At 68.2% G+C, this 26,628-nt stretch carries 25 protein-coding genes and 1 riboswitch; of the genes, 16 read left to right on the top strand and 9 right to left on the bottom strand.

Features of this window, described 5'->3' with window-relative positions; genetic code table 11:
• The first annotated feature begins 25 nt into the window (after window positions 1-25).
• The gene (locus M3B11_RS01340) at window positions 26-850 is read left to right on the top strand and encodes a hypothetical protein (RefSeq protein ID WP_259874804.1); all 825 of its coding nucleotides are present in this window, start codon (window positions 26-28) and stop codon (window positions 848-850) included.
• Window positions 851-1,102: 252 nt separating this feature from the next.
• Window positions 1,103-1,603 (top strand): amino-acid N-acetyltransferase, encoded by a 501-nt coding sequence (locus M3B11_RS01335; protein ID WP_259874811.1) that lies wholly within the window; start codon window positions 1,103-1,105, stop codon window positions 1,601-1,603.
• A 30-nt stretch (window positions 1,604-1,633) separates the two neighbouring features.
• Here M3B11_RS01335 and M3B11_RS01330 read toward each other — a convergent pair whose 3' ends face one another.
• Entirely contained in the window at window positions 1,634-2,626 is a 993-nt protein-coding gene (locus tag M3B11_RS01330) for an A/G-specific adenine glycosylase (protein ID WP_259874802.1), read from the bottom strand.
• 38 nt (window positions 2,627-2,664) lie between these two features.
• On the opposite strand from M3B11_RS01330, the gene M3B11_RS01325 reads away from it, so the two are divergent.
• A complete protein-coding gene (locus M3B11_RS01325; protein WP_259874800.1) occupies window positions 2,665-3,378 on the top strand; it encodes a hypothetical protein in 714 nt (237 codons plus the stop codon).
• 54 nt (window positions 3,379-3,432) lie between these two features.
• Here M3B11_RS01325 and disA read toward each other — a convergent pair whose 3' ends face one another.
• Complete coding sequence (disA, locus tag M3B11_RS01320; protein ID WP_259874798.1) at window positions 3,433-4,500, bottom strand: DNA integrity scanning diadenylate cyclase DisA; 1,068 nt, start codon at window positions 4,498-4,500, stop codon at window positions 3,433-3,435.
• 192 nt (window positions 4,501-4,692) lie between these two features.
• The gene (radA, locus tag M3B11_RS01315; RefSeq protein WP_259874796.1) at window positions 4,693-6,084 is read right to left on the bottom strand and encodes a DNA repair protein RadA; all 1,392 of its coding nucleotides are present in this window, start codon (window positions 6,082-6,084) and stop codon (window positions 4,693-4,695) included.
• Window positions 6,085-6,452: 368 nt separating this feature from the next.
• On the opposite strand from radA, the gene M3B11_RS01310 reads away from it, so the two are divergent.
• Window positions 6,453-8,510 (top strand): HNH endonuclease signature motif containing protein, encoded by a 2,058-nt coding sequence (locus M3B11_RS01310; RefSeq protein WP_259874795.1) that lies wholly within the window; start codon window positions 6,453-6,455, stop codon window positions 8,508-8,510.
• A 178-nt stretch (window positions 8,511-8,688) separates the two neighbouring features.
• On the opposite strand, the gene M3B11_RS01305 is transcribed toward M3B11_RS01310, so the two are convergent.
• Both M3B11_RS01305 and M3B11_RS01300 read right to left on the bottom strand, forming a co-directional pair.
• The gene (locus tag M3B11_RS01305; RefSeq protein ID WP_259874792.1) at window positions 8,689-10,221 is read right to left on the bottom strand and encodes an aldehyde dehydrogenase family protein; all 1,533 of its coding nucleotides are present in this window, start codon (window positions 10,219-10,221) and stop codon (window positions 8,689-8,691) included.
• Window positions 10,222-10,271: 50 nt separating this feature from the next.
• Window positions 10,272-11,429: an FAD-binding oxidoreductase gene (locus M3B11_RS01300; protein ID WP_259874789.1), complete on the bottom strand. Its 1,158-nt coding sequence runs from the start codon at window positions 11,427-11,429 to the stop codon at window positions 10,272-10,274.
• A 246-nt stretch (window positions 11,430-11,675) separates the two neighbouring features.
• On the opposite strand from M3B11_RS01300, the gene M3B11_RS01295 reads away from it, so the two are divergent.
• Both M3B11_RS01295 and M3B11_RS01290 read left to right on the top strand, forming a co-directional pair.
• Complete coding sequence (locus M3B11_RS01295) at window positions 11,676-12,566, top strand: LysR family transcriptional regulator (RefSeq protein ID WP_259874788.1); 891 nt, start codon at window positions 11,676-11,678, stop codon at window positions 12,564-12,566.
• Window positions 12,567-12,570: 4 nt separating this feature from the next.
• The gene (locus tag M3B11_RS01290) at window positions 12,571-13,170 is read left to right on the top strand and encodes a class I SAM-dependent methyltransferase (RefSeq protein WP_259874785.1); all 600 of its coding nucleotides are present in this window, start codon (window positions 12,571-12,573) and stop codon (window positions 13,168-13,170) included.
• A 32-nt stretch (window positions 13,171-13,202) separates the two neighbouring features.
• Here the strand turns inward: M3B11_RS01290 and M3B11_RS01285 are convergent, their stop codons facing one another.
• The 4 genes from M3B11_RS01285 to M3B11_RS01270 form a co-directional block, all read right to left on the bottom strand.
• Entirely contained in the window at window positions 13,203-14,006 is an 804-nt protein-coding gene (locus M3B11_RS01285) for an energy-coupling factor transporter transmembrane protein EcfT (protein WP_259874783.1), read from the bottom strand.
• Window positions 14,003-15,487: an ABC transporter ATP-binding protein gene (locus tag M3B11_RS01280; protein ID WP_259874781.1), complete on the bottom strand. Its 1,485-nt coding sequence runs from the start codon at window positions 15,485-15,487 to the stop codon at window positions 14,003-14,005. The genes M3B11_RS01285 and M3B11_RS01280 overlap by 4 nt, the downstream gene beginning before the upstream one ends.
• A complete protein-coding gene (locus M3B11_RS01275; RefSeq protein WP_259874779.1) occupies window positions 15,487-16,128 on the bottom strand; it encodes an ECF transporter S component in 642 nt (213 codons plus the stop codon). The genes M3B11_RS01280 and M3B11_RS01275 overlap by 1 nt, the downstream gene beginning before the upstream one ends.
• Before the next feature lie 29 nt (window positions 16,129-16,157).
• A riboswitch (TPP riboswitch) is annotated at window positions 16,158-16,263 on the bottom strand.
• Window positions 16,264-16,803, bottom strand: a complete 540-nt coding sequence (locus tag M3B11_RS01270) for an NUDIX hydrolase family protein (protein WP_259874777.1) — start codon at window positions 16,801-16,803, stop codon at window positions 16,264-16,266.
• A gap of 105 nt (window positions 16,804-16,908) precedes the next feature.
• On the opposite strand from M3B11_RS01270, the gene M3B11_RS01265 reads away from it, so the two are divergent.
• The 10 genes from M3B11_RS01265 (at window position 16,909) to M3B11_RS01220 (ending at window position 26,622) form a co-directional block, all read left to right on the top strand.
• Entirely contained in the window at window positions 16,909-17,859 is a 951-nt protein-coding gene (locus tag M3B11_RS01265; RefSeq protein WP_259874775.1) for a hypothetical protein, read from the top strand.
• Between the two features lie 286 nt (window positions 17,860-18,145).
• Entirely contained in the window at window positions 18,146-19,642 is a 1,497-nt protein-coding gene (locus M3B11_RS01260) for an MmgE/PrpD family protein (RefSeq protein ID WP_175293108.1), read from the top strand.
• Window positions 19,642-20,547, top strand: coding sequence for a methylisocitrate lyase (gene prpB, locus M3B11_RS01255; protein ID WP_259874772.1), 906 nt, complete (start codon window positions 19,642-19,644; stop codon window positions 20,545-20,547). Before M3B11_RS01260 ends, prpB begins: the two co-directional genes overlap by 1 nt.
• Window positions 20,544-21,668 carry a bifunctional 2-methylcitrate synthase/citrate synthase gene (locus M3B11_RS01250; RefSeq protein WP_259874770.1) on the top strand — a complete coding sequence of 375 codons (1,125 nt, stop codon included), beginning with the start codon at window positions 20,544-20,546 and terminating at the stop codon, window positions 21,666-21,668. Before prpB ends, M3B11_RS01250 begins: the two co-directional genes overlap by 4 nt.
• 1 nt (window position 21,669) lies before the next feature.
• Window positions 21,670-22,461, top strand: coding sequence for an enoyl-CoA hydratase/isomerase family protein (locus M3B11_RS01245; protein WP_259874768.1), 792 nt, complete (start codon window positions 21,670-21,672; stop codon window positions 22,459-22,461).
• Between the two features lie 126 nt (window positions 22,462-22,587).
• Window positions 22,588-22,962 carry a GntR family transcriptional regulator gene (locus M3B11_RS01240; RefSeq protein WP_259874766.1) on the top strand — a complete coding sequence of 125 codons (375 nt, stop codon included), beginning with the start codon at window positions 22,588-22,590 and terminating at the stop codon, window positions 22,960-22,962.
• Entirely contained in the window at window positions 22,959-23,882 is a 924-nt protein-coding gene (locus M3B11_RS01235; RefSeq protein WP_259874764.1) for an ABC transporter ATP-binding protein, read from the top strand. The genes M3B11_RS01240 and M3B11_RS01235 overlap by 4 nt, the downstream gene beginning before the upstream one ends.
• Complete coding sequence (locus tag M3B11_RS01230; protein WP_259874762.1) at window positions 23,879-24,574, top strand: hypothetical protein; 696 nt, start codon at window positions 23,879-23,881, stop codon at window positions 24,572-24,574. Before M3B11_RS01235 ends, M3B11_RS01230 begins: the two co-directional genes overlap by 4 nt.
• Before the next feature lie 118 nt (window positions 24,575-24,692).
• Window positions 24,693-25,670 (top strand): Ppx/GppA phosphatase family protein, encoded by a 978-nt coding sequence (locus M3B11_RS01225; RefSeq protein WP_259874760.1) that lies wholly within the window; start codon window positions 24,693-24,695, stop codon window positions 25,668-25,670.
• Between the two features lie 22 nt (window positions 25,671-25,692).
• Complete coding sequence (locus tag M3B11_RS01220) at window positions 25,693-26,622, top strand: sugar phosphate isomerase/epimerase (protein WP_259874758.1); 930 nt, start codon at window positions 25,693-25,695, stop codon at window positions 26,620-26,622.
• The last annotated feature ends 6 nt before the right edge of the window (window positions 26,623-26,628 follow it).

Below are 26,628 nucleotides of genomic sequence, written 5' to 3'. Positions count from 1 at the left end.
GCCGCCGAGGACAGGAGACAGAGCCATGAGTGTTCCGCCCCAGGGAGATCCGCAGCACAACGGCTGGAACCAGCCGCAGAGCCACTGGCCTGCCGCGCAGCAGCCCCAGCATCCGCAGGGACACTGGCCGACGCCCCAGCAGCAGCCCCCGGCCGGCTACCCGCCCTACGCCCAGCAGCCCGGCCAGCCCTACACTGCCGGCCAGCCCTACACTGCCGGCCCGCAGCCCGCGCAGCAGCGCAGGCAGCGTGGCCCCTGGCCGGTGCTCCTCGGCATCGTGCTCGTGCTGGCACTCGGCGGCGGACTCGGCTGGGGAGCCCTCCAGCTGTTCGGCTCCAATGACGACTCCGGTGCCACCGCCGCCCCGAGTGCGCCGCCGTCTGCTGCACCCACCGAGGATCCGACCGGCGGGGAGACCCGCGGCCAGGGCGACGACCCGACCGGCGAGGCGAGTGACGGCGCCCTGCCCGACGACCCGGCCGAGGCGCTCAGGCAGCGCATCGACAGCGACGCCTCGGCGGTGGCCGCCGACATCGAGGGCAGCTGGGTGCCGCAGCTGAGCTCGAAGAAGGTCGGTCTCGAAGCCGAGGGCCGGACGTGGGATGAGCAGGCGATCCTCGATGAGCACGAACAGCTGCGCGAGGAGCACCCGCGCGTCAAACTGCTGTGGTCCGGGGACTACGCGAGCTTCAAGGGCAAGGACTTCTACGTCACGATCGTCGGCATCACCTTCGATGACCCTGACCAGGCGCTCGCCTGGTGCGGCTCCCACGGCCTCGACGCCGACTCCTGCTACGCGAAGAAGATCAGCACAACCGGCGGGCACGAGGGCACGACGAAGACGCGCTGATGGCCCCGCAGCCAGGACACCGTCGCGATCGCCCCTGCCATCGGCCGTCGAGGCACGGCGTGGGCGCGCAGTCTGCTGGCTGGGATGTGAGCGGACAGCGACTGGTGCCGGGACTACCATGACGACATGAGTGCCGACCCGACCAGCCAGCAGATTCCCGCGAACGAGCCTCCTGCCAGCGAGCCGACCGCCTCGGCGCCGGCCTGGGCCGAACGCGACTTCACCCACCGTGAGCTGCCCGGCGGGCTCGTCATGCGCCGGGCACGCACGAGCGATGTGAACGCGATCCGCCGGCTCGTCCAGCCGATGGTCGATGCGCGGATCCTCGTGGCCAAGGAAGCCGTCAACTACTTCGAGGGCCTGCACGAGTTCCGGCTTGTCACAGACCCGCACGCCGACGGCGGAGAGCGGGTCATCGGCTGTGCAGCGCTGCACGTTCTGTGGGAGGACCTCGCTGAGGCGCGCACCGTGGCCACCGACCCGGACTACCGGGGGCGGGGGATCGGCCGGATGCTCATGGAGCAGCTTCTCGCCGACGCCCAGGCGATCGGGGTGAAGCGCGTGTTCTGTCTGACGTTCGAGACCCGCTTCTTCACCTCCCTGGGCTTCGAGCAGATCACCGGCACCCCGGTCTCACCGGAGGTCTACGTCGAGCTGCTGCACTCCCATGATGAGAACGTCGCCGAGTTCCTCGACCTGGCCCGGGTCAAACCCAATACGCTCGGCAACACGCGCATGATGAAGCACCTCTGAGACGCCGGCGGCCGCCTCACAGCGGGCCGCTCAGTGCGGCAGGTGAAGCCTGCCGCCGGACTCGGCCGCCAGCCCGTCGGCGATGAGCGCATCGATGAGCCGGCCGATCCGCTGCCCGTCGCCGAGCTCGCGCACTCGCAGGATCGCCGTCGCCGCCGGGCCGTCAGCGGACTCCGGGTCGGACTCCGGGGCGAACGCCGTCGCCGAGGCGGTCAACAGCTCGCGGGCGACCGGTGCCTCGGCGGCCTTGAGGACGGCCATGATCGCCCCGCGCAGCTGCCGGTCGGTGCCGTGCCAGGCCTGGGTCTTGGGCTTGCGGGCCGGGTCGTCGCCTGCCGGTCGGCCGGCGGCCAGCCACCGGCACTGCGCGACCAGCGGGCAGGCCTCGCAGGCCGGGCTGCGGGAGGTGCAGACCAGCGCGCCGAGCTCCATCACCCCGGCGTTCCACGCCACATGGCGGGCGCCCGGCGCATCCGGTCCGGCGGGCACGAACTGGGCAGCCCAGGCGGTCTCCGACTTCGTCAGCGCTCCCTTGGGGTGGGCGTGGCCGTCGAAGGCGCGGGCGAGCACCCGGCGGATGTTGACGTCGAGAACGGCGGTGCGCTGCCCGCCGGCGAACGAGGCGACCGCGGCCGCGGTGTAGGCGCCGATCCCCGGCAGTGCGCGCAGGGTCTGCTCATCACACGGCACCCGGTCGCCATGCTCTGAGGCGATGACGGCGGCGCACTCCTTCAGTCGCAGGGCCCGCCGCGGGTAGCCGAGCGAATCCCAGGCGCGCAGCACCTCGGCGGTGGGCGCGGCGGCGAGGTCGGACGGTGCCGGCCAGCGGTCCATCCAGTCCCGCCAGCGGGGCGCAACCCGGGCGACTGGGGTCTGCTGGGACATGATCTCGGAGACGAGCACCGCCCACGCAGAGGTGCCCGGCGCCCGCCACGGCAGTTCGCGGGCGTGGGTGTCGAACCAGGTGAGCACCGCCTCGTGCGCGGCAGCGAGGTCGGTTTCGGCAGGTGTCCGGTGTGTCATCGTGGTTGCTTCCATCTGCAGCCCTTAGGCTTCAGGTGATGTCTCCTTCTGCGCGTGGTCAGGGTTCCCAGCGGCGCCGGCCGGGTTCGGCTCGCGGCCCGCTCCGCCCCGACCCTGCAGTCTATCGCCGCCGGCGCATCGTCGTCGGCGTGCTCGCGCTCATCGTCGTGTGTCTGCTCGTGCTCGGCATCGTGCTCATGGTCAAGGCGATCCAGAAGGTGCGCCAGGACTCCAGCGATCAGACCGCAGCCGAGGCAGCGGCCGCCCAGTCGCCGGAACCGACCCTCCCTGCCCCGACTGGGGACGAGGCCTCGGGCGCCTGTCCGGCCGATGCCGTGGAGATCATCGCCGGGACCGATGAGGAGTCCTACGCGCCCGGCGCCTCGGCGACCCTGGAGCTGACGGTGAAGAACAACCACGACGTCGCGTGCGCGATCTCGGTGGGCCCGGAGCATCAGGTCTTCGAGATCCGCCAGGGCGGCAAGACGCAGTGGTCGACGGAGTACTGCACGCCGGGCGGGGACGAAGCGGATGAGGACGTGCGCGTCTTCGCTGCGGGCACTGAGCGCAAGTCGACGCTCAAATGGCAGATGATCCCTACGGACAAGAACTGCAACCGCACCGGTGATGCGTTCGCGGCAGGCGACTACGAGCTGGTGACGAAGCTCGGTGAGGTGGAGAGCAAGCCTGCGCACTTCACGGTCGAGGAGCCGTCGTCGGAGCCGACCGAAAGGCCCGAGGACGAGGACTGAGCACAGGGCAGACGGCCGGGGCTGACGGGGCTGACGGATGCGGATGAGGCGCTCTCAGTTCTCGTGGACTTCCTCTTCGATCCGGTTGAGGCCCTCGCGTACGATCCGCGCCCGGTGCTCGCCGACGCCCTCGACGGATTTGAGCTCTGAGAGCTCAGCAGCCAGCAGGTCGGTGAAGCGGCCGAAATGCTCAGCAAGCCGGTCGACGACCATCGGAGGCACGCGGCGGATCGTCGAGAGAAGCCGGTAGCCCAGCGGGTAGACGTAGCGGTCGAGCGATTCGCTGGCAGCTGAGGAGCCGATGGTGCGTGCGACGATGTCGATGTCGATGAGGTCGTGGCCGGGCAGCGCGGCGAGGTTGCGCAGGACGCTGTCGATCGAGTGGTGCTCGGGGATCGCGTCGATGTAGTCGCGCAGCAGGTGGTACTGGCTGTCGCTGCGGGGCCCGACAAGCTCATCATGCTGCAGGGTGATGAGGCGGGCGTCGTCGCCGAGCTCGAGGATGTAGGTCTGGATCTCCTTCGAGATCCTGCGCACCATCTCCTGGCGCTGCAGGACGACGAGCATATCGGCCAAGGTGGCCCGGTCGACGATCTCCAGATACGTCAGTGTGGCGGTGACCTCATCGAGGCGGTGCTTGTAGCGCTCCAGGGTGTCGAGCGCCTGGTTGGCGCGGGCGAGGATCCTGTCGGAGGTCTCGAGCACATGCCGGATGCTGTGCACGTAGACCTGGATGATCTGCATCGACTGGCTGACGGAGATGACGGGGAACCCGGTCTGCTTGGCCACGCGCTCAGCGGTGCGGTGGCGGGTGCCGGATTCCTGTGTGTCGATCGAGGGGTCGGGCAGCAGCTGCACGCCTGCAGTGTGGATGTGGGAGGCATCGCGGCTGAGCACGATGGCGCCGTCGAGTTTGGCCAGTTCGCGCAGGCGGGTGGCGGAGAATTCGATGTCGATGTTGAATCCGCCGGTGGAGATCGAGTCGACGACCTTCGATGAGCCGAGCACGATGAGTGCACCGGTGCGGCCGCGCAGCACCCGTTCGAGGCCGTCGCGCAGCTCGGTGCCCGGGGCGACGGCTGCGAGTGTGGAGAGGACGAGATCGTAGCTGGTCTGGTCCACCTCTCGCTGAGCGTCAATGAAGAGGGGATTTGTCGCCGCGCGCACCTTTTCCCTCCGATCAGTATCTGCAGTCCTCTCAGTAGGCTAGCGAACCGTGTCGCGCCCCGGCGGGGAATACTGTTGCGAATGAGCAACAGTTGTGTTGCCGATCTGCCGCAATCCTCATGACGGCAAGGGGCATTGCTGCATTCCTCAGCGCGCGGTGTTGTTGAGTTCGAGGCCCAGGGCGGCCTCGACGGCCTGCCGGATGCTGTCGCATTCGCTGACCTCCATGCCGCGCGGGACGGTGACGTTGTTCAGTCCGCCGGCAGCGACGATCGCATGGCTGACGCCCTGCCGGTACGCCTCCTCCAGTCGCTGCTCGATGCCGGGGACATTGCGGATCTCACCGGACAGGCTGATCTCCCCGATGCCGATGACCCGGTTCTCCAACGGCCGGAACTGCCAAGCGGACTCCAACGCGAGCGCCAGTGCCAGGTCGGCAGCCGGCTCGACGACCTTGGCGCCGCCGACGGTGGAGGCGTAGACATCGCATTCGGCGAAGCTGTGCAGCATCGGCTCGCTGTTGAGCACCGCGAGCGTCATCGCCAGCCGGTTGGCATCGAGCCCGCTGACCGTGCGCCGCGGTGCCCCCCTCGTCTGCTTGTCGACGAGCGTCTGGATCTCCACGAGCAGGTGGCGCTTGCCCTCCTGCACGACTGTCAGGCACGAGCCCGGCGCGTGCCCGCTGCCGCGCGAGAGGAACAGGCCCGTGGGGTCGGGCACTGACTGGATGCCGAGCTCGGTCATGTCGAAGCAGCCGACCTCATCTGTGGGTCCATAGCGGTTCTTCACTGCTCGCAGCAGCCGCAGGCGGGAGTGCTTATCGCCTTCGAACTCGCACACAACGTCGACGAGGTGCTCCAGCAGGCGCGGGCCGGCGACCGTACCGTCCTTGGTGATGTGCCCGACGAGCACCGTCGGGACGTCGAGCGACTTCGCTGCGCGGATGATCGCAGCTGCCACCTCGCGCACCTGCGTCACGCCGCCGGGCACGCCCTGCACCTCGGCAGAGGCCAGCGTCTGCACAGAGTCGATGATGAGCAGCTCCGGTTGGATCTTGACGATCATGCCGAGCACCGTTGCGAGATCGGATTCCGCGGCCAGCAGCAGGTCGGGGTGCATGGCGCCGATGCGCTCAGCGCGCAGCCGCACCTGCCCGGCCGACTCCTCGCCGGTGATGTAGAGGGCACGGCGTCCCTCACCTGACTCGCGCGAGGCTCGCCCGGCCACGTCGAGGAGGAGGGTGGACTTGCCGACTCCCGGTTCGCCGGCGAGCAGAATGACCGCGCCAGGGACGACGCCGCCGCCGAGGACCCGGTCCAGTTCGGAGACCCCAGTACGGAATGCCCGGGTGCGAGTGCCGTCGACTTCGGTGATCGGCTTGGCGAGCTTGCTCGCCGGCACTTCCTTGGCCTGCGTCTTGATCGCAGTTGCGCCACCGGCAGCTTCGGACTGCTCGAGAGTCCCCCATTCGCCGCAGCGCGAGCATCTGCCCAGCCACTTGATGCTGCTGTAGCCGCATTCCGTGCAGGTATATGACATGTGCCCAAGTCTGGCATGGGCCACTGACATCACGGCCTTCGCTGTGGACAACCCCAGGTCAGGCAGCGATGTCAGTGCCCTCTTCTAGCGTGGGAGGCAGATCTGAAGGAGGATGTGTCGAGCGCTGAGGATCAGAGGAGATTTTCTCTGGACACGGTATGTCAGAACGATTATAATAGAACTGAAGAGGTGGTATCCGCCTCTTGATCGCTCACGAGGGGGCGGCGGCAATGAGAACGCGGAATCCTGATCCTGAGGACATGGAGCCATCGATCGAGGCTGCCCTCCGATCGCACATCCGTCGCCCGCGATGCAGGGGAGTTCTGCCCGGCCGGGCTGCCACGGGTCGCAGGGGTCACGGTGAGGCCGTGCGGGGAGACCTCGATGTCCGGCTCAACCGGCTGCATGCCAGCCGCGTCGCCCAAGGACTGCTCAAAGTGCATGAGTACGAGGATGCGCTCGCAAGCTACAGTGCACGCCTGGATCGCGAGCCTGAGTACCGCGAACTCTCCTGCATCGTGGACGAGTGGATCAAGTACCGGCCAGCGCGGTTCCGTCACCTGCCCCCTGCCTCCACCTCATCCGAGACGATCGAGTGGACGGTTCCCTGCACTGAAGAACAGCTCCGGGAGCCGGGAAGTGAGCCGAGGGACCACGTCACCTTCGTCTTCGATCCCTCCGTGATCCATCGCATCGAGGCCGACCTCAGCTGGGATCGTGGTCTGCCGGACCTCAGCGATCCCGACAGCATCCACAGCACGCTGGTCCACCAGGGAATCGACATCGGCCTCCGCCGCAAGGACGCGGTGCGACCGCGTGCGATCATCGGCCACAGTGCTCACGGGACGTTCTCACGCCTCGGCGCCGTCGGCGCGGATGACCGCAAGCGCGGCAAGAGGAGCGCGACGAGCGAGTTCCGTCCGATCGCCGACGGGGTCAGCGCACAGCTCGCGGAGCGCATGGCCGTCTCGCTCGCCCAGGTTGAGGACACATTCACAAGCGAGCTGCTTCTCAGCCTCACCGAACTGTACGACTGCACCACCCAGACAGCAGCGAGCAAGATCAAGCGGGCGGCACGGGCCATCCTCGGCACGCCACGCCTGCTGTCGATGGTGCGCGCAGGTGAGCTCTCGTTCGATCGTCTGGAGTATGCAGTGCGTGCCGCCGGCAAGCTGCCTGCACGCAAGATGCCGATCTTCGACGAAAAGATCTCCCAATGCCGGGCGACGAAGATGGTCTATTTCCGTCGAGCGGTCAACGAGCTGATCGCCGCTCTCATGACCGATGACGAGCGCAACGAGGAAGCCTTCTCCAGGCGTCGCGTCGTCACCCATCACAACGCCAACGGCACCAGCGAGATGACGCTCATCGGCCCCACGCATTCTCTCGTGCTGCTCGAAGCGCGGCTCGCCGGCATGGCCAAGGCGATCCGGCGCGGCCAGCTCTCAGCCTTCGGGGAACAGCTTCCAGACGGGCATATCCCGGTCGAGGACCGCACACTCGAGCAGCTGAAGTTCGACCTGCTGGCAGGAGCGATCCTCGCCACGGAGTCCGAGTGCGCCCCTGCTGACGAGGTGGGTGCGGAGTCCATCCCCGGTGTCGAACCGGACCGCACGCGCGTGCGCTTCACCTGCCCGACCGACACCGAATGGCTGCGCCGACAGGCGCGCGTGAACGTCACCGTGCCGATGATGACTCTGCTGAACGAGGACGCTGACATTCCCGGCACGCTCAACGGCATCCCGATCAACCCCGACGCTGCTCGCCACATCGTCGGATCCGGGCCGAAGACCGTCTACCGCATCCTCACCGACCCTGAAACCGGGAAGGTGCGCGACGCGCAGGCACAGACCTACACCATTCCCGAGGCGATGCGCATCGCTCTGGTGGAGAAGTGGCAGTACTGCACCGCGCCAGGTTGCCACCAGCCGGCGCGCAAGGCCGAACTCGATCACCAGCGGCCCTTCGATCACAGACATCCGGCAGCCGGCGGGCTTACGACGATGAAGAACCTGCATCCGCTGTGTAAGATGCACCACCAGCTCAAAACACAGGGCGCGCTGCGTCTGTCATCCTGCGGAAGCAGCGAGATGATCTGCTGGGAGATGGACGGTCGCACGTGCGATCCGGTGACGATCCCCGAAAGTCTGCTCGGCGTTCTCAATGCTGAGCACTTCGCTGCCATGGCTGAAGGACGATTGCCCAATCCCAGCCCAGAACCGGTGCTGCGCATACCCGATCGCTCCGGCGGAGACGATGACCCAGACGATTCCGCCGAAGCAGCCACCGCGCGGACACACCGACCTGCTGGTTGCATATCAGCAGACGATCCCGCGCACCCATCGCAGACGCGAACTGTCTTCGACAACCTCAGAGGCGAGCCCTCAGGCGGCTGGGAGAACTCGGCCGACCCGCCGCCGTTCTGATCGATTGCCACCGCCCGGAACGTCGACCGTGGCTGCCCGGAACGTTGACCGTGGCTGCCCGGAACGTCGACCGCCCCGGTCCGAACTTGATGCTCGAACCGGGGCGATGACAGCGGCGATCAGGCCAGCCGTGGATCAGCCGCAGATCAGCTCAGCTGCAGATCAGCTCAGCCGCAGATCACAGGAACTTCACTCCCTGGGCCAGCGGCAGCTCACCGGAGTAGTTGACCGTGTTCGTCGCCTGACGCATGTACGCCTGCCACGAATCCGCACCGGACTCACGTCCGCCGCCGGTCTCCTTCGTGCCACCGAACGCGCCGCCGATCTCAGCACCAGAGGTGCCGATGTTGACGTTGGCGATGCCGGTGTCCGAACCTGCGAGGAAGCGCTCAGCCTCAGCCTGATCCTGCGTGAAGATCGCCGATGACAAGCCCTGCGGGACGGCATTGTTCAGCTCGATGGCGTCATCGAGATCCGTGTACTCCATGACGTAGAGGATCGGTGCGAAGGTCTCCGCCTCGACGATCTCCGTCTGTCCGGGCATCTTCACGACAGCCGGCTCGACATAGTAGGCATCCGGGGCGTCATCGGCGAGCACACGGGCACCGCCGCACAGCACCTCGCCGCCCTGGGACCTCGCAGCCTCAAGCGCTGCCTGCATGTTATCGAAGGCCTTCTTGCTGATGAGCGGCCCGACGAGCACACCGTCCTCCGTCGGCGCTCCGATTCTCAGCGTGCCGTAGGCGTCGACGATCTTGCCGACGAGCTCATCGACGATGTCGGTGTGCACGATGAGGCGGCGCAGCGTCGTGCAGCGCTGACCGGCCGTACCGGCGGCGGCGAAAACGGCACCGCGCAACGACAGATCCATGTCTGCGCTCGGGGCGACGATCGCGGCGTTGTTGCCGCCGAGCTCCAGCAGCAGCCGTCCGAACCGCTGCTGCACCTTCGGCCCGACAGCCCGGCCCATCGGCACCGAACCGGTCGCCGAGAGCAGCGCGACACGCTCGTCCTCGACGAGCACCTCGCCTACGGAGCGGTCGCCGACGAGCAGCAGGTTGAGGTTGTCCGGCGCGCCCTCCTCCTTCGCAGCCTGCGCCAGCAGCGCATTCGCGCCGAGGGCTGAGAGCGTCGAGGCCTCTGAGGGCTTCCAGATCACCGTGTCACCGCAGGCGATCGCCAGCGCGGTGTTCCACGCATACGGGGCGACCGGGAAGTTGAACGCGGTGATGATGCCGACGACTCCGAGCGGATGCCAGGTCTCCATGAGCCGGTGGCCCGGACGCTCACTCGGCATCGTCTTGCCGTACATCTGCCGCGACTGGCCGACGGCCAGCTCGCAGATGTCGATCATCTCCTGCACCTCGCCGGCCGCCTCGGACGGGGTCTTGCCCGCCTCGACCGTGACGAGCTTGGCGAGTTCGTCCTTGTGCTCCTCGAGCAGGCGGCCCCAGCGCTGCACCACCTTGCCGCGCACGGGAGCCGGCACGTCCTTCCACTGGCGGAACGCCTGCTGGGACTTCGCCACCGCCTCGGCAGCGGATTCGGGAGTGTCGACGGCGATGTGGCCGAGGATCTGGCCGGTGATGGGGGAGGGCAGCGGCATCGACTGCGCCGACTCTTCGGTCAGCAGCGAATCGAAGTCGATGCCGCAGGCTGCCAGTCCTTCGCGGGTGAGCTGGATGATGGCGTCCTGGCTGGGAAAGGTCATGGATGCTCCTTCTCTTGTGGGGTGTCTTCAGTGTGTTGCAGATTGCCGGCTTACACGACGTTCATCTCGACGCGCAGCTCCTCGCGGTCGAATCGCTCGACGCTCAGACCGCTGACGTCGACGAACGGCGCGCGCCCGAGGCAGAGGTCGCGCACCACCTCGCCGACGGCTGGGCCCTGCAGGAACCCGTGGCCGGAGAACCCGGTTGCGTAGATGAACCCGGGCAGGTGGGCCGCGGTGCCGATGAGCGCGTTGTGATCCGGGGTGCACTCGTACAGGCCCGCCCAGCCCTTGCCGATCCCCACGTCGCCGAGGGCCGGTGTCCGGTGCTCGATGAGCTCGGCGAGCCGGTCGAGCCAGGCGGGGTCGGTGTGCAGGTTGAACTCGCGGACGTCCTCGACCTCCGGGGCGCCCATGAGCAGGCCGCGGCACTCGGAGTGGAAGTAGAACGAAGTGGTGAAGTCGATGGTGAACGGCAGCTTCGCGGCATCGAAGTCGACCGGCTCGGTCACCGCGACGTGCCGGCGCAGCGGGGTGACAGGCAGGTGCACGCCGGCCATCTCGCCGATCCTCTGCGACCAGGCGCCGGCTGCGCACACCACGTGCGAGGTGGCGATCTCGCCCTTCGTCGTCGTCACCCCGTGGATCTCCTCGCCGGTGGTGACGATGTCGGTGACCTCGCAGTTCTGCACGAAGGTCACCCCGCGGTTGCGCGCAGCGCACGCGAACCCGCTGACAGCCGCCTCAGGTGTGCAGTGGGCGTCCTCGGGGTTGAAGGCCGCTGCCACCAGGCCCGAGGTGGAGATCACCGGGGAGAGCTCGTGGGCTTCGGAGACGGTGAGCATCCGCGAGGACTGGCCGAGGGAGCGCTGCAGCTCGACGTTGCGTTCGAACGCTGCGGCGTCGGCGTCGTTGTCGAGCAGGAACAGGTAGCCGCTGGTGACGAGATCGAGGTCGGTGGCGAAATCGGTTGCGAAGCGGCGGAACGTCTTCAGGCTGCGGGCGCCGAGCATGATGTTGGTCTCGTCGGAGAACTGGGTGCGCAGACCGCCGGCGGCCTTGCACGTCGAACCGGAGCCGAGCTGGTCGCGCTCGATGACGACGATGTCCTCGACTCCCGATTCGGCCAGGTAGTACGCGGCTGCCACGCCCATGATGCCGCCGCCGATGATGACGATCGAAGCACTCGGGGGCAGGGGAACAGTCATGGTGAACCTCCTCCTCTTCAGGCCGGCGCGTTCTGCCGGGGCCCGGTGGGCCCTGGCAGTCGGTGCCGGGAGCGCAGGCCCGACGACTGTGTCGGGTCTCACAACTGCGTGTGCTGTCATCTTCGGCCAGCCAACCCGCCCCAGGCAACGTCCTGACAGCGATGAACTGTGAATGCAGCGTTTAGGATTGCTGAAAGGCGGCCGGTGCGGCCGATGGTGAATGTGACAGAAACGTAGGGAGCGCCGATGGCGATGAACTGGACGCTCGTGCAGCTGCGCGCCTTCGTCGCCGTTGCCGAGCTCGGCACCATGAGTGCGGCCGCCCGCGCGCTCGGCTACACCCCTGGGGCGGTGAGCCAGCACATGGCGACCCTGCGCCGGGTCGTCGGCACCGACCTGCTCGTCTCCGCCGGCCGCGGCTTCGCCCTCACGGAGGCCGGACGCACCCTGCTCGAGCGCGCCCGCGCGGTCATCGCCGCTGAGGAGCAGGCCGCCGAGGCGGTGCGCGGTCAGGACTTCGGTCGCGTCGGTGCGGTGACGCTGGGGGTGTTCGGCTCAGCCTCGGTCGTCGCCTTCGCCGCCGCGGCCGGCCGGCTGACCGGTTCAGGGGTGCAGGCGCGGGAGATCGACGTCGAACACATGCCCGAGGCGGTGCTCGCCGGGCGCATCGACGTCGGCATCGGCATCGACTACCCGGCCGCCCCACTCGCCCCGCAGCGAGGGCTGCGGGTCAAGCACGTGCACAGCGAGGAGTTCTCTGTCGTCTCTCCCGCGGGTCCGGCGCCCACCCACGAGGAGCTTGCCGGCAGCACCTGGATCCTGCCGCCGAGCCGGTCCCTGCAGGGCCGGGCAGTCCGCTTCGCGATCGCCGGGCTGGGGTTCGCCGCCCGCGAGACCCATATCATCACCGACACCTCCGTGGCGCTCGCGATGGTCCGCTCGGGGCTGGGCTACACGCTCGGCACCCCGATCATGATGGCACTCGCCCCGCCCGGGCTGCAGCTGGTTCCCGGCACGCAGGCAGGCGGCCGGCACATCGTCGTCATCAGCCGGGAGGAGCACGCCGACCGGCCCGACATCACCACAGTCACCGAGGTGCTCACCGAGGTGTTCGCCGTCGGCGCGGGGATACGATGAGGCCATGAGCTACCAGCACCAGTGGGCGCAGATGATCGCCAGGGATCCCGAGCACTCGCACCGCTACGCCGAGCGCTGGCGCAGCCTCGCCGCCGCCGGCCACGACCTCGACGGGGAGGCCCGTCTCATCGACGCGATGGCCGAACGCGGCAGCCGCATCCTCGACGCCGGCTGCGGCACCGGCCGGGTCGGGGCGTACCTGGCTGCGCGCGGGCACAGCGTAGTCGGCGTCGACCTTGACGAGGTGCTCATCAGCGAGGCGCGCGAGACCTGCCCTGCAGCCGAGTGGCACGTCGGTGACCTCGCCGAGACCGGCCCCGAACAGCTCGGCGACGGCTTCGACATCGCCGCCAGCGCCGGCAACGTCATGACCTTCCTCGACCCCGCCTCACGCGCGGCCGTCGTCGCCAACCTCGCCTCCGTGCTCGCACCCGGCGGGCGGCTCATCACCGGCTTCGGTGCCGGGCGCGGTTACGACTTCGACGAATACGCCGACGACCTCTCACAGGCCGGCCTGCGCATCGAGCACCGCTTCGCCACCTGGACGCTGCAGCCGTTCGCAGCCGACAGTGACTTCCTCGTCTGCGTCTCAGCCAGGATCTGACCCCGCGGGCCGTCTGCAGTGCAGGCGGGCCGTCACGACCCGATCGTGAAGATGAAGTTCCAGGTCCCAGCGGCGACCGCCGCACCGATGGTGACGGCAGCGGCGATGATCGCACCGGCGAGGAGCACTCCGTCGCGCGGATGGAAGGACGAGACCCGCGCCCAGGTGCGGTCCTGCGCACCGAAGCCGCGGCCTTCCATCGCCATCGCCAGCCGGGTGCCGCGCCGGATCGCCTGCACGAGCAGCGCGAACGACGTCTGGAAGAAACCGCCGACCCGGGCGAACACGTTCCCGCCGGCCACACCTCGGGCCCGGCGGGCTTGGGTGAGGGTCTGCCATTCGGCGATGAACAGGGTCACGAGCCGGGCGGCGGCCAGCGCCGCGAGCACGAAGGTCGCCGGCAGCCGCAGGTGCTGGATGAGGCTGTCGGCCAGGTCGGTCGGGTCGATCGTCGCGATGAGGATGACCGCCGGCAGCGCAAGTGCGAGCGCGCGCAGCGCAACTGCTGCGCCCATCGTCAGCGAGTCGCTGGTGAGCAGCAGCGGGCCGGCGTCGACGATCACCGTGCCGGTCTTCTGCGACAGCAGCGCGGTGCCCCAGCCGGCCATGAGCGCGGCCAGCGGCAGGAACCACAGCCGTTTGACGAGTATGGCCAGGTCGAGGCCGGTGAGCGGCAGCATGAGGACGACGAGTCCGAGCATGACGGCTGCGGAGACGACGTCGATGCTGAGCACGACCGCAACGGCGAGCACCGCACCGGCGGCGAGCTTGGCGACCGGATTGCAGCGCACCAGCGCGGTCTCCCGGACGACTGGGACGAGGAGGTCGGCATTCATGCGCGCACCGCCTGCCCGCGGCCGAACAGCATCCGCTCGGCGGCGATCGCCTGGAGGAACTCCGCATCGTGGCTGACGGTCAGCAGCGCGGTCCCGGCATCGAGCAGCTCGCAGCTGAGCGCCGCCAGCTCCCGCCACGTGTTGGCATCCTGTCCGAAGGTCGGCTCGTCGATGATGAGCACCGGCGGGCGGGTCGCCATCATGCATGCCACCGACAGCCGCCGCTTCTCCCCGCCGGAGAGCGTGTGCGGATGCGCGCCGGCCAGCCGGGTGAGCCGGAGGCGTTCGAGCAGCTCGGCCACCCGCGCTTCGGTCTCAGCCGGCGTGCAGCCGGCCTGGCGCGGGCCCAGCCGCAGCTCATCGGCGACCGTGGTCGTGAGGAACTGGTGCTCCGGCTCCTGGAACACCGTGCCGATCCGGGCGACGAGGTCGGCCGCCGGCCACCGGTGCGGGTCGCTGTGGCGGGGAGCCCCGTGCCCGAGGTCGAGCAGCCGCGGCGTGGCCCGGACCCTTCCAGCACGGGCAGGCAGCAGCCCGCCGAGGGTGAGCGCTGTCGTCGACTTGCCGGCGCCGTTGTGACCGACGAGCGCCAGCGCCTGCCCTTCGGCGAGGTCGATGCTCAGATCGCTGACGGCGACCGGGCCGCGGCGGGCCCGGGCGACGGCGAGCCCATCAGCCTCCAGCAGCACCGCACCTGCCGACTGTCGGGTGCGCGGCTGGGGGAGTGCGGCACCAGGCAGCCAGACCCCGGCTGCGGTCAGGTTGCCGCGCAGCTCCGGGTCGTGCAGCACAGCAGCGGGCGAGCCGTCGGCCACCACCCCGGTCTCACCGAGCACGATGATCCGGTCGACGTGCTCGGCCCAGATGTCGACGCGGTGCTCGACGATGAGCAGGGTCGCCCCGGACGCGGCCTGCGCGCCCAGAACCGCCTGGCACACCTCGGGCACGGCGGCCGGATCGATGTTGGCCGTCGGCTCGTCGAGGACCATCAGGCCGGGGGTCATGGCGAGCACTCCGGCCAGGGCGAGACGCTGCTTCTGCCCACCCGACAGCGCCGAGGTCGGGTGGTCCCACGGCAGGTCGAGGCCGACGGTGGCCAGCGCCTCGCGGGCGCGGGCGGGCATGGCGGCCGGGTCGACGCCGGTGTTCTCCATTCCGAAGCACACATCGTCGCCGAGCCGGGCGAGCACCACTTGCGCGTCCGGGTCCTGCAGGACGAGCCCAGTGGTGCCCGAGGTGGGATCCGGTGGGCGGCCGTCGACGAGCAGCTCGCCGGTCCGGTACCCGGATTCGGACGGCAGCACACCGGCAATAGCGTGCAGCAGTGTCGATTTCCCAGCCCCCGAGGAGCCGAGCAGCAGGACGCGCTCACCAGCCTCGATGCTCAGGTCGATGTCGCTGACGGCGGCGCGCTTGCGACCGGAGTGCCGCCAGCCGAAGCCGCGGGCGAGGACGTCGACGCCGCCGGTCGCGGCTGCCATCAGACTTCTCGCGCGCTGCGTCCGGAGGCGAAGGCGCCCAGTGCTCCGGTGCGGGCGATCGCCTTGAGCGCAAACCACGACACGAGGCCGGCGAGGACCATGCCGGAGATGCCGGCGAAGACGGTGTAGAGCGCCTTGTGCTCGAACGTCCAAGCGGCGTTGTAGAAGATGTTCTCGCCGATCGCCAGCGACAGCCCGGCACCCAGGCCGGCGATCAGTGTGGCGGTGAGGGTGTAGCGGCGGTAGCGCAGTGCGGCGAAGATGAGCTCGGCGCCGAAGCCCTGGATGAGCCCGGAGACGATGACCATGAGCCCGAAGTAGTTGCCCGGCACCGCCGAGACGATCGCAGCGAGCACCTCGACGTACAGTGCCGCACCGGGCTTGCGGATGATGAGCCCGCCGAGCACTCCGCCGAGCACCCACACGCCGGTCAGCAGGCCCTTGGTGGGCGGGTAGAGGGCCTGGAACGGGGCGCTGATCGTCTCCCAGGAGTTCGACCAGGCCCAGAACACGATGCCGATCGCGACGGCGAGCACCGAGGCGACGACGATGTCGACGACTCTCCAGCGCATCGTGGCCGGCACGCCGGCCGGAGTGGGGTTGGGTTCGGAATCGGTGTGGCGGGTCTGGACGTCAGACATCGCAAATCCTCCTTCAATCAGGCAAGGAGGGGTGAAGAGACTCGACTTCCTCCGGCGGTATGAACCGCGTCAGGTTCGAGGGTCTGCAGCTGTGCACTCTCAGCGCTCCTCGTGAGCGCTCCCCTGTCGTCGCGTCTACGGTAGCAGACCCATGTACGCCAGGGCGGCCTTGACGATGTGCTCCTGCCCGTGGTTCATCTCCGCGACGATGTCCTCGCGCAGCGCCTCATCCGGGGTCAGCCAGTCGAGGCTGAGCGCATCCTGGCGCGGCGTGCACTCGCCCTGCACCGGCAGGATGTAGCACAGCGCGATCGCATGCTGGCGCGGGTCGTGGAGCCTGGAGGCCCCCTCGGTGGGGAAGTACTCGGCGATGTGGAACGGGTTGAGCGAAGTCGGCAGCGACGGGAACGCCAGCGGCCCGAGGTCCTTCTCCGCGTGGCGCATGAGCGCAGCCCGCAGGGTCTCGTGGAAGCGCACCCGCCCGCCGATGACCTCGCGCACAAGCGAGCCGTCGTCGCCGGTGCGCAGCAGCAGGCCGACCTTCTCGGGCACGCCGTGGTCATCGAGCAGCACCGGCACCGCATTGATGTAGGCCATCGGCAGGCGTCTGCGCAGCTCGGCCAGCTCATCGGGTTCGAGCCAGTTCTCATCGAAAGCCAAAGCGGTGCGTGTCATAGTCCTATGGTTCCACACGCGCCCTGGTCAGGCCAGACTCCGGGCGCATGTCCGCAGCTCCCGGCAGCGTCGACCGCCGGCCCGGCCCTGCGGTAGGTTCGGGGTATGAGCGATGACACGCATGAGCCGACCACCGGCGGAGACCAGCGCCTGGCCGACGAGATCAGCGCCCATTACCACCCGATCGCCATGACCCTCTTCGGCCTGCTCGATGCCGAGGATCAGATCGATCAGCCCGAATCGCAGGCCGTTGACGCCGCCCGGATCGCCGAGGTGGCGGTCGTCAGGGCCGCGCTGCGGATCTGGCAGTGGGTCGCCTCCGGTCCGAACGCCCAGCGCCCGGCCGCTGAGTCCGGCGAGCTGACCGGCGAGGAGCTGACTGCCGTTGCTGAGCTCGCGGATCTTGACGCACCCGGCGCGGCCGGATCTGCCCGCGCCCTGGCCGAGCTTCCGCTGACCGAGCGGGCCTGGGCGACGCTGCTGCTGACCGGCATGCTCGAACAGGCCGGATCCGATGCGGTGACGGTCGGGCTGCCCGAACTCTTCGGCCCCGTCGCCGAGGCGGTGGCTGCCGGCCGTGCGGTCGAGCTCAGCGACGAGCAGGCCGGGGCGCTCGCCCGCTGGCTCAGCGTCTGGGCGCTCGCCGCAGCGAACCACTGGCAGCAGGTCAATACGCAGGTCACCGGTGCCGGAGACCTCGACATCCCGCTGTTCTCGACCCTGGCGATGTACCTCGGTGCCGCCGGCCGGGTGAGCCTGCCGGAATCCGAGCAGATCCACGCTGTGCTGGAGGCCGATGAGCGGCTCCCGGCGCACACCGCTGAGTTCTTCCGGCTGCTCGGCTACGCCCCGGAGACGATCTCCGGTGAGAGCTTCGCCCACGTCGTGCTCGCCGGCACGTCTGAGACCCTGCTGCGGATCCTCGGTGACTGGCGCTCAGGCGGCGTGCTCATCGATGCCGGGGACGACATGCTGCGGGCGCATCCGGGAGCGCGGCTGTCGCTTGTCACCCTCGTCTCGATCATCCAGGGAACCGGACAGCCGGCAGAGGGCTGAGCTGGCAGAGGACGGAGAAGACATAGCATCATCGCTGGCCAGCGAGCTGCGCGCGCGGCTGGGGCGGGACCCGGTGAGCGGGGCCACACGTGGGCGTGGCATCCTAGAGAACGTACGGCGTTTGTGTTGCCCCTGCTCGTGTTTTATCTTGATGTCAAGATAAAGTGTGGCGTGGCGCTCAGCCCGCGCCGCTCATACAGTTGAATGCAGCCCGCGCACACCTCGGGCACTGACGGTCAGCGTCGCCGACACCTCGGCTGCCGACGTCGAGATAAGGAGAATCTCCATGATCAACCATGAAGTCCGCACGTATAAGAGCTCGGAAAACCTCCCCCGCGAAGATCAGCTGGCCTGGAAGATCGCAGAAGTCGCATCCGATCCCGTCGCCGTCGACGCGGAGGTGACCGACATGGTCATCAACCGCATCATCGACAACGCTGCCGTCGCTGCCGCCTCGGTCCGCCGTGACGCACCGACCCACGCCCGCGAGCAGGCGCTGCCGCACAAGTCGAAGCCCGGCGCGACCGTCTTCGGCCAGCCGCTCGACGACACCGTTTCCCCGGAATGGGCTGCCTGGGCCAACGGCGTGGCCGTGCGCGAACTCGACTTCCACGACACCTTCCTCGCCAAGGACTACTCGCATCCCGGTGACAACATCCCGGCCATCCTCGCTGTCGCGCAGCACCTCGGCGTCGACGGCAAGGACCTCGTCAACGGCATCGCCACCGGCTACGAGATCCAAGTCGACCTCGTCAAGGGCATCTGCCTGCACGAGCACAAGATCGACCACGTCGCCCACCTCGGCCCCTCGGCCGCAGCCGGCATCGGCGCAATGCTGCACCTGCCGACCGAGGTGACCTTCCAGGCTGTGCAGCAGGCGCTGCACGTCACCACCGCCACCCGCCAGTCGCGCAAGGGCGAGATCTCCTCGTGGAAGGCCCACGCACCGGCATTCGCCGCCAAGATGGCTGTTGAGGCCGTCGATCGTGCGATGCGCGGCGAAGGTGCCCCGAGCCCCATCTACGAAGGCGAGGACGGCTTCATCGCCTGGATCCTCTCCGGCCCCGAGGCCCGCTACACCGTGCCGCTGCCGGCCAAGGGCGAAGCCAAGCGCGCGATCCTCGACACCTACACCAAGGAGCACTCGGCTGAGTACCAGGCCCAGGCGCTCATTGACCTCGCCCGCAAGATGGGCAAGGAGATCGACGACCTGACCAAGATCAAGAAGATCGTCATCCACACCTCGCACCACACCCACAACGTCATCGGCACCGGCGCCAACGACCCGCAGAAGATGGATCCGAAGGCCTCGCGCGAGACGCTGGACCACTCGATCATGTACATCTTCGCCGTCGCCATGGAGGACCAGGGCTGGCACCACGAGGACTCCTACGCCCCCGAGCGCGCCGCCCGCCCGGAGACCGTCGCACTGTGGCACAAGATCGAGACCACCGAGGATCCCGAGTGGACCCGCCGATACCACTCGACCGACCCGGAGGAGATGGCCTTCGGCGGCCGCGTCGAGATCGAGTTCGAGGACGGCTCGACGATGGTCGACGAGATCGCCGTCGCCGACGCCCACCCGAACGGCGCACGCCCGTTCGTGCGCGAGAACTACATCGAGAAGTTCCGCACCCTGGCCAAGGGCATCATCGCCGAGGAGGAGCAGGACCGCTTCCTCGACCTCGTCCAGCGCCTGCCGGAGCTCTCAGCCGATGAGATCCGCGAGCTGTCCTTCGTCGTCGAGGGCCTGGAGCACACCGGGTCGAAGGGGATCTTCTGATGCTCGGCGCCACCACACCAGCAGCCGAGCGACGCAAGCGGTTCCGCGAACTGCTCGCCGGCAGCGAGATCGTGCAGTTCCCGGGCGCCATCAACCCGATCAACGCCCAGATCATCGAACAGCTCGGCTTCGAAGGGGTCTACATCTCCGGCGGTGCGTTCTCCGCAGCGCAGGGGCTGCCCGACATCGGGCTCACGACGCTGACTGAGGTCGTCGCCCACGGCCGGAACATCTCCCGGGTGACGAACCTGCCGACCTTCATCGACGCCGACACCGGCTGGGGCGAGGCGATGAACGTCGCCCGCACCGTCCAAGAGTTCGAGGACGCAGGCCTGGCGGGCATGCACCTGGAGGACCAGGTCAACCCCAAGCGCTGCGGTCACCTTGACGGCAAGGAGGTCGTCTCGACCGCCGAGATGGTCAAGCGGATCTCGGCCGCGGTCAAGGGCCGCCGGGATGAGAACTTCGTCATCTGCGCCCGCACCGACGCCCGTGCCGGTGAGGGACTCGACGCCGCGATCGACCGTGCGAAGGCCTACGCCGACGCCGGGGCGGATCTCATCTTCCCCGAGGCCATGCGGGACCTGTCGGAATTCGAGACCTTCGCCTCGGCGCTCGATGTGCCGATTCTGGCGAACATGACCGAATTCGGCAAGAGCGAGCTGTTCACCACCGAAGAGCTCGCTGGCGCCGGCGTGCGGCTCGTCATCTACCCGGTGACGACGCTGCGCATCGCGATGGGAGCCATCAAGCGCGGACTCGAGACGATCCGCGCCGAAGGCACCCAGGAAAGCATCGTCGAGGGCATGCAGACGCGTGCCGACCTGTACGAGACCATCGACTACGGTGCGTACAACGACTTCGATGCAGACATCTTCAACTTCTCACAGGAGGGTCACCAGTGACCGAGACCGACATCAAGAAGGGCCTGGCAGGCGTCGTCGTCGACACCACGGCTGTCTCCAAGGTCGTCCAGGAGACCAACTCGCTGACCTACCGCGGCTACCCCGTCCAGGAGCTCGCCGCGAACTGCACCTTCGAGGAGGTCGCCTACCTCATCTGGAACGGCGAGCTGCCGAGCGCTGCCCAGCTGGAAGAGTTCACCGCCCGTGAGCGCTCCCAGCGCGCCGTCGACGACAAGCTCGTCGACCTCATCCTCGGCCTGCCGAAGGACTGCCACCCGATGCACGTCGTGCAGACCGCTGTCGCCTACCTCGGCTCCGTCGACCCGGAGGCAGACGTCGAGGGCGAGGAGGCCAACCGGGCGAAGGCCGAGCGCCTGTACGCGCAGCTGCCGACGATCGTCGCGATCGATCACCGCCGTCGCCACGGCCTCGACCCGGTCGCCCCGACGACCGATCTGTCGTATGCTGCTAACTTCTTCAAGATGGTCTTCGACGAGGTCCCGGCCGACGAGGTCGTGCGCTGCTTCGACATCTCGATGATCCTCTACGCCGAGCACTCCTTCAACGCCTCGACGTTCACCGCCCGCGTCATCACCTCGACGACCTCGGACCTGTACTCGGCCGTCGCCGGTGCCGTCGGCGCTCTCAAGGGGCCGCTGCACGGCGGTGCCAACGAGGCCGTCATGGCGATGCTCGAAGAGGTCGGCACCGCTGATAAGGCGGAGGCCTGGATCGACAACGCTCTGGCGAACAAGCAGAAGATCATGGGTTTCGGCCACCGCGTCTACAAGAACGGCGACTCGCGCGTACCCACCATGCGCGCCGCCTTCGAGGACATGGTCAAGGTCAAGGGAGCAGACGAGCTGCTCGCCCTCTACAACGCCTTCGAAGAGGACTTCGTGTCCCGCAAGGGCATCTATCCCAACCTCGACTATCCCTCAGGTCCGGCCTACCACCTCATGGGCTTCGACACTGAGCAGTTCACGCCGATCTTCGTGATGAGCCGGATCACCGGCTGGACCGCCCACATCATGGAGCAGCAGGCGTCCAACGCACTCATCCGCCCGCTCTCGGCCTATGACGGCGAAGAGCAGCGCGCAGTCCCCGCGGACCGCGGCTGACATGAGCACGCTGGACCAGCTGCGCCGGTCCATCGAGAGCATCGAGGGTTTCGGCTTCACCATCACCGGTGGAGTCGGGACCCTCGTGTTCGATCGGCCGGAGAAGCGCAATGCTCTGTCCCGTCAGATGTGGCAGGCCCTGCCGGACATCCTCGCGACCATCGACGCCAGCGATGAGCTCTCAGTGCTCATCCTCACCGGCGCCGGCGGGCACTTCTCTGCAGGCTCCGACATCCACGATCTCGATGTGCCGCTGGCGGACTTCTGGGAGACGAACTCCACCGCCGAGGCGGCACTGGCCTCGGTGTCGATTCCCACCATCGCCGCGATCGAGGGCAACTGCGTGGGCGGTGGCACCGAGCTGGCTGCGGCCTGCGATGTGCGCGTGGCAGCTCCCGGCACCATCTACGGGGTGACGGCTGCCAAGCTCGGGCTCGTCTACCCGCCAGGGCCGACGAAGCGGCTGGCGGCGATCATCGGCGATGCGTGGGCGAAGTACTTCCTGCTCACCGCCGAGATCATCGACTTCGACCAGGCCCTGAACCTCGGCTTCATCCACGCCGTCAGCGACGGTCCGCTCACTACCGCGCACGAGATCGCCGCGACGATCGCCAGCCGTTCGCCGCTGTCGCAGACCGGGGCGAAGAAGATCCTCGCCGGCGAGCTGCCCGACGCCGCAGAGGGCTCGTGGCTGGCCGAGGCCTATGCCACCGAGATCGTCGAGGGTCAGGAGGCGTTCTTCGCCAAACGCCGGCCCGACTTCACCTTCACCCGCCAGGACTGGCAGGACTGACCCGCCCCCGAGGCGTTTCTTGCCTCCCAGCGCGCTGACGCCCCCGCATTTGTGCGGGGGCGCTCTTGCATCCCCCTGCGTTGAATGGTTTACTACTTAAGTAAGTAACCAAGGAGGGAGAGATCCGTGATCGAAGAAGGACGTGCGCTGTTCCTGCAGATCGCAGAGAGCATCGAGAACAGCATTGTCGACGGCTCACTGGCCGAGGAGTCCCGGGCACCGTCGACGAACGAGCTCGCCGCGTTCCACCGCGTCAACCCGGCCACCGCCGCCAAGGGCCTGACCGTGCTCGCCGACAAGGGCCTGCTGACCAAGAGGCGGGGAGTCGGCATGTTCGTCACCGCCGGTGCTCGCGAGAAGCTGCGTGCTGAGCGCCGGGCCGTCTTCGCCGCTCGCTTCGTCGAGCCGCTCATGGTTGAGGCCGCCACCATCGGGCTCAACGCCGGAGAGGTCATCGCCATGGTCAAGGACCGTGCCACGGCAGTCGGAGCGCAGTCATGAACCCCGTCGTCAGAGCCCGCGATCTCGTCAAGGCCTACCCGGCGGGCAATGCGCTCGACGGCGTGGGCTTCGATCTGGAGGCGAACACCATCTACGGCTTCCTCGGCCGCAACGGTGCCGGCAAGTCGACGACCATGTCGATCATCACCAGCCAGCTCTTCGCCACCTCGGGAACGGTGCGCGTCTTCGACGAGGACCCGTACGAGAACCCGCGCGTGCTCGGCCGGATGTGCTTCGTGCGCGAGAACCAGAAGTATCCCGAATCGATGACCACCGCACACGCCCTGCGCGCAGCCAGCCTGTTCTACCCCGGCTGGGACCATGACTTCGCCGAGCGGCTCGTGGCCGACTTCCGGCTGCCGCTGAAGACGAAGGTCAAGAAGCTCTCACGCGGTCAGCTCTCGGCCGTCGGCGTCATCATCGGGTTGTGCTCGCGGGCCGAGATCACCTTCTTCGACGAGCCCTACCTCGGACTCGACGCGGTGGCCCGGCAGATCTTCTACGACCGGCTCATCGCCGACTACGCCGAGCATCCGCGCACCATCCTCATGTCCTCGCACCTCATCGACGAGATCGCCGACCTCATCGAGCGCGTCCTCGTCATCGACGGCGGCCGCATCATCATGGACGAGACCGTCGAGGAGGCGACCTCGGCGCTCACCCGAGCGACCGGACCCACCGCCGCACTCGACCGGCTGGCCCGCAGCCACCGGGTGCTCGAGCGCAGGACCATGGGCAGCGCAGGCGCACTCGTCTTCCACGGCATCCCCAGTGAGGCCGAATCCGAGACCGCCACCCACGCCGGCGTGCGCCTCGAGTCCGTCGGACTGCAGGAGTCGATCGTCCACCGCACTGCGGCCGCCGCGACGGCGACCGGACCGGAGCTGTCCCCCACGAGCATGGAAGGAGCGCTGTCGTGAGCCAGACTGCGCGCATCGTCAACGTCATCCGCCTGCAGTTCGTCAACCGGCAGCCGTTCCTGTGGATACCGCTCCTCGTCTTCGGCCTCGCGGTTGCGCTGTCGCTCATGATCTACGCGATGATCCCCGAAACCGGTCCCAAGTACGGCGGCGCGGCTCAGGCGCCGATGTGGACCTTCCTGTTCGTCGGCGTGTCCGCGATGACCCTGACCTTCCCGTTCTCCCAATCGGTGGGCCTGGCGCGCTGGGAGTTCTATCTCGGCAGCCTCGCTGCTGCAGCCGTCGGTGCTGCAGCGCTGGCGAGCGCGTTCATCGTCCAAGGCTTCATCGAACGCGCCACCGACGGCTACGGCATGGATGGTTACGTCGCGCACCTGCCGTGGCTGTGGGAATCGGGCTGGTGGGCTGCGTGGCTGACGTTCTTCGTCTTCACCCTCATGGCCTTCGTGCTCGGCTTCTGGAGTGCGACTGTGTTCAAGCGCTGGGGCATGACGGTGCTCGTCGCCGTGCTCGGCGTCCTCGGTGTGGCGATCGCCGGTGCGCTGCTCGTCGTCTCCCGTCGCGAAGCCTGGGGTGAGGTCATCGCCTGGTTCGCCACCGCCGGCTGCCTGCAGCTGACCGGCTGGCTCGCGCTTCTGACCGCCGTGCTCGCCGGACTGTCCTACCTCACGCTGCGCCGCGCGGTGCCCTGAGCTGGTGTGTTGCACTGGGGACCGCGCCCGAGGCGGGACTCGCCTGCGCAGATGGGCAGGTCGCGGTGGCCGGCGGGCGCCGGATGAGCGGTCGGACGTGTGACGGTAGGATGAACCCGTGCGTCTTGCAGTTCTCGATATCGGATCCAACAGCATCCACCTCCTCGTCGTGGATGCCCACGTCGGTGCCCCGCCGATGCCGGCGACCTCCCACAAAGAGGTGCTGCGCCTAGCCGAGCACCTCAAAGACGACGGATCGATCACCTCCTACGGCCAGCAGCGCCTCGTCGACTTCTGCAAGGAGTCGATCACGATCGCCGAAGAGCAGGGCTCCGAGCAGATCCTCGCCTTCGCCACCTCGGCGATCCGCAGTGCGCCCAACGGAGATGAGACGATCGAACGGATCCACGACGAATCCGGGCTCACCCTCAACGTCATGAGCGGGGAGGAGGAGGCCCGCATCACCTTCCTCGCCGCCCGCCGCTGGTTCGGCTGGTCGGCCGGCAGCATCCTGCTCCTCGACATCGGCGGCGGTTCCCTGGAGATCGCCGCCGGCACCGACGAATACCCCGACATCGCATTGTCCCTGCCGCTGGGCGCTGGGCGCATGCACAGCCGGTTCCTCTCCGCCGACCAGCCCAGCGAGGACGACATCGCCGCTCTGCGGCATCTGGCCCGCAAGGAGATCGGCCGGATAGCCGGAGACGTCAACCGCGTCGGCAAGCCGGAGAAGATCGTCGGCTCGTCGAAGACCTTCCGGTCGCTGGCGCGCATCGCCGGGGCCGCCCCGAGCGGCGATGGGATCTACGTGCCGCGCAAGCTCCAGCGCAAGGACATGCCCGGCATCATCGACACCCTGCTCTCGCGCACTCCCGCCCAGCGCGCCGAGCTGCCCGGCGTCTCAGCAGCCCGCTCCGGGCAGGTGCTCGCCGGCGCGATCGTCGCGGATGTCGCCTTCACGATCTTCGGCATCGAATCGATGAAGATCAGCCCCTGGGCGCTGCGCGAGGGCATCATCATGCGCAAGCTCGACCTGCTCGACTCCTCGGAGTCCGTGTCCATCCCGCGCGGCCGTCCGCTCGCCCTCGACCTGTAGGCCGCGTACTAGACTGTTCGGTGTGACACCGAGAGCATCGCGACCCCGACGGACGTTCCGCAAGGCGCTGACGACGCCGAACTCCGCGCGCGCGAACTCCCGCCGCCACCGCGAGTTCTTCGAACGTGTCCCCGTCTACGAGTTCGGCGTCAAACACGTCTCCGACCACCCGATCCGGCTGGGTCTGTCGACCTCCTCGGTCTATCCGATGACGGTCACCACCTGCTTCGACACCGCCGCACGGCTGGGCTACGAGGGCGTCGAGATCATGATCACCAACAGAGCCGAAACCCAGGACGTCGATTTCATCCGCTCCGAAGTCCAGCGCACCGGTCTGCCCGTGCTCTCGCTGCACGCCCCGACCCTGCTGTTCATGCCGCGGGTGATGACGAGCGACCACTGGGAGAAGCTGCGTATCACCTGTCGCATCGCCGCTGAGGTCGGCGCCCGCTCAGTCGTCCTCCACCCGCCGTTCCGCTGGCAGGGCGACTACGCCCGCAACTTCGTCACCGGGGTGCGTGAGATCAGCGAGGAGACCGGCATCACCCTGGCCGTGGAGAACATGTACCCGTGGCGGGCCGGCATCCGCGAGGTCCAGGTCTACCTGCCCGACTGGAACCCGATCGGCTATGACTACGACGCCGTCACCTTCGACTTCTCACACGCCGCGACCGCCGGGATGAACGCGCTCGAATCGGTCCAGGAGCTGTTCGGCCGGCTGCACCACATCCACCTGACCGACGGCGCCGGATCTCTCAAGGACGAGCACCTCGTGCCCGGTCGCGGCCACATGCCCGTCGCCGAGGTGCTGCAGTACCTGGCCAAGGAGAACTGGTCCGGTGACGTCGTCGTCGAGGTCAACACCCGCTTCACCACCAGCTCCCGCAAGCGCGAGGAGATGCTCATCGAATCGCTCGAGTTCGCCAAGCGCCACCTCGGCCTGCGCGACTGAACCGAA

Origin of the sequence: Brevibacterium sp. p3-SID960 (assembly GCF_025144725.1) — a bacterium.
Lineage (GTDB): Bacteria > Actinomycetota > Actinomycetes > Actinomycetales > Brevibacteriaceae > Brevibacterium.
Note: the sequence above shows the minus strand (reverse complement) of the source record. Positions and strands in the feature narration are given on the sequence as shown.

What these genes read in the sequence shown, in the direction of transcription:
- M3B11_RS01280 (WP_259874781.1), bottom strand. Translation starts at nt 15,487, where the DNA reads ATGGCAGCCGCGACCGGCGGCGTCGACGTCCTCGCCCGCGGCTTCGGC.
- M3B11_RS01325 (WP_259874800.1), top strand. Translation starts at nt 2,665, where the DNA reads ATGTCTCCTTCTGCGCGTGGTCAGGGTTCCCAGCGGCGCCGGCCGGGT.
- M3B11_RS01260 (WP_175293108.1), top strand. Translation starts at nt 18,146, where the DNA reads ATGATCAACCATGAAGTCCGCACGTATAAGAGCTCGGAAAACCTCCCC.
- M3B11_RS01295 (WP_259874788.1), top strand. Translation starts at nt 11,676, where the DNA reads ATGGCGATGAACTGGACGCTCGTGCAGCTGCGCGCCTTCGTCGCCGTT.
- M3B11_RS01275 (WP_259874779.1), bottom strand. Translation starts at nt 16,128, where the DNA reads ATGTCTGACGTCCAGACCCGCCACACCGATTCCGAACCCAACCCCACT.
- M3B11_RS01235 (WP_259874764.1), top strand. Translation starts at nt 22,959, where the DNA reads ATGAACCCCGTCGTCAGAGCCCGCGATCTCGTCAAGGCCTACCCGGCG.
- M3B11_RS01265 (WP_259874775.1), top strand. Translation starts at nt 16,909, where the DNA reads ATGAGCGATGACACGCATGAGCCGACCACCGGCGGAGACCAGCGCCTG.
- M3B11_RS01330 (WP_259874802.1), bottom strand. Translation starts at nt 2,626, where the DNA reads ATGACACACCGGACACCTGCCGAAACCGACCTCGCTGCCGCGCACGAG.
- M3B11_RS01305 (WP_259874792.1), bottom strand. Translation starts at nt 10,221, where the DNA reads ATGACCTTTCCCAGCCAGGACGCCATCATCCAGCTCACCCGCGAAGGA.
- prpB (WP_259874772.1), top strand. Translation starts at nt 19,642, where the DNA reads ATGCTCGGCGCCACCACACCAGCAGCCGAGCGACGCAAGCGGTTCCGC.
- M3B11_RS01300 (WP_259874789.1), bottom strand. Translation starts at nt 11,429, where the DNA reads ATGACTGTTCCCCTGCCCCCGAGTGCTTCGATCGTCATCATCGGCGGC.
- M3B11_RS01335 (WP_259874811.1), top strand. Translation starts at nt 1,103, where the DNA reads ATGCGCCGGGCACGCACGAGCGATGTGAACGCGATCCGCCGGCTCGTC.
- M3B11_RS01290 (WP_259874785.1), top strand. Translation starts at nt 12,571, where the DNA reads ATGAGCTACCAGCACCAGTGGGCGCAGATGATCGCCAGGGATCCCGAG.
- M3B11_RS01245 (WP_259874768.1), top strand. Translation starts at nt 21,670, where the DNA reads ATGAGCACGCTGGACCAGCTGCGCCGGTCCATCGAGAGCATCGAGGGT.
- radA (WP_259874796.1), bottom strand. Translation starts at nt 6,084, where the DNA reads ATGTCATATACCTGCACGGAATGCGGCTACAGCAGCATCAAGTGGCTG.
- M3B11_RS01285 (WP_259874783.1), bottom strand. Translation starts at nt 14,006, where the DNA reads ATGAATGCCGACCTCCTCGTCCCAGTCGTCCGGGAGACCGCGCTGGTG.
- M3B11_RS01340 (WP_259874804.1), top strand. Translation starts at nt 26, where the DNA reads ATGAGTGTTCCGCCCCAGGGAGATCCGCAGCACAACGGCTGGAACCAG.
- M3B11_RS01270 (WP_259874777.1), bottom strand. Translation starts at nt 16,803, where the DNA reads ATGACACGCACCGCTTTGGCTTTCGATGAGAACTGGCTCGAACCCGAT.